The organism is uncultured Sulfuricurvum sp., from assembly GCF_937936435.1.
In the GTDB taxonomy this organism is placed as follows: Bacteria; Campylobacterota; Campylobacteria; order Campylobacterales; family Sulfurimonadaceae; genus Sulfuricurvum.
Genome location: NZ_CALDDG010000012.1, coordinates 1 through 1857, shown reverse-complemented (window position 1 = coordinate 1857; position 1857 = coordinate 1). Strand labels below are relative to the sequence as shown.

The window sequence follows — 1857 nt, the reverse complement described above, 5'->3', positions numbered from 1 at the left end:
CGATTGGCGATACAGTGCATTGTTGTCAAATCCCATTTTTGCATCAAGTGCCAAGAATTTGCCGTCACCCGTTTTGATCAACGGATTGATTTCGATCATCTCGGCATCGTGATCCATATACACTTTGTACAATGCAGACGCGAATTTGATAAATGTGTTGATCTCTTCGACCGGAAGTCCGAGACCGAACGCCAATTTGCGCCCGTGGAAACTTTGGAACCCTGTCAACGGATCGATGGCGACTTTGATAATCTTTTCAGGAGAATCATGTGCGACATCTTCGATTGCCATACCGCCCTCAGTAGACGCCATCATGATCGGCATCTCCGATGCACGGTCAAGCAACATACCGAGGTAGTACTCTTTTTTGATATCGGCACCCTCTTCGATGTAAACTTTTTGTACCAGTTTACCTTCCGGTCCTGTTTGGTGTGTCACCAGCTGCATTCCGAGAATCTGACCGGCCAATTCGCGTACTTCAGAAGTCGAACGTGCAAGTTTTACCCCGCCGCCCAAACCGCGTCCGCCGGCATGAATTTGCGCTTTGACGACCCAAATATTGCCGCCAAGTTCCTGTGCCGCTTTTACCGCCTCATCGGGTGTAAAAGCGATATGCCCGCGTGGTGTCGGTACATTATACTTTTTGAATAATTCTTTTGCTTGATATTCGTGAATATTCATCCATTCCTCCTGTTTAAGTTTACGCTATCGGTCTTGTCATCTCTTCGGGGATGACGTATTTATCAAACTCTTCGGCTGTAAGAAGACCGAGTTTGACTGCGGTCTCTTTCAGTGTGGAGTTCTCTTTGTGTGCCGTTTTGGCGATTTTTGCCGCATTTTCATATCCGATATACGGATTGAGTGCCGTGACCAGCATCAGCGAGTTATTCAGATACGCATCGATCTGCTCGCGCACCGGTTCGATTCCGACCGCGCAGTTATCGTTGAACGATACGATCGAATCGGCTAACAGACGAACCGATTGTAAAAAGTTATAGGCGATAACCGGTTTGAATACGTTAAGCTCAAAATTTCCTTGACTCGCAGCGAAACCAATGCAGGCATCGTTCCCCATCACCTGACAGGCGACCATCGTTACCGCTTCGCTTTGCGTCGGATTGACTTTGCCCGGCATGATCGATGAACCCGGTTCGTTTTCGGGAATCGTGATTTCGCCGATGCCGCAGCGTGGACCCGACGCCAGCCAGCGGACGTCGTTGGCGATTTTCATCATATCCGCCGCAAGCGCTTTAAGCGCACCGTGGGCGTAAACCAACGCGTCGTGAGACGTCAGAGCATGAAATTTATTCGGCGCGGTCACAAAACGGTGTCCTGTCAATTCGACCAATTTTGCCGCAACGCGCTCTCCAAGCTCCGGATGGGCGTTTAGTCCTGTTCCGACTGCCGTTCCTCCAAGTGCCAGTTCACGTACCGACTCGAGAGAATCTTTCGCCATTTTTTCACATTTATTGAGCATCTCTACCCAGCCGCTGATCTCTTGTCCCAACGTCAACGGAGTCGCATCCTGCAAATGGGTACGGCCGATTTTGACGATATCGCTAAATTCCGTCGATTTGGCGATGAGGGTGTTTCGCAAATGATCGATAGCCGGCAGCAAACGGGTCTCCACCGCGATGACTGCGGCGATGTGCAATGCCGTCGGATACGTATCGTTCGAGCTTTGCGATTTGTTGACGTCGTCATTCGGATGAACCAGTTTTTGGGTTCGGAAATCTCCGCCGAGAATCTCCGTCGCACGCGCCGCAAGAACTTCATTGTTGTTCATGTTCGACTGCGTCCCCGAACCCGTTTGCCATACGACCAGCGGATAGTGCGCAAGATCGGAAGAGCGTCGTG

Annotated in this window: 1 protein-coding gene; it reads right to left on the bottom strand. The window is 50.5% G+C overall.

Annotation, left to right across the window (positions count from 1 at the left end):
* The coding region (locus Q0389_RS01840) for a succinate--CoA ligase subunit beta (protein WP_298691045.1) at positions 1-681 on the bottom strand (681 nt) is incomplete at its 3' end.
* Positions 682-1857: the final 1176 nt, after the last annotated feature.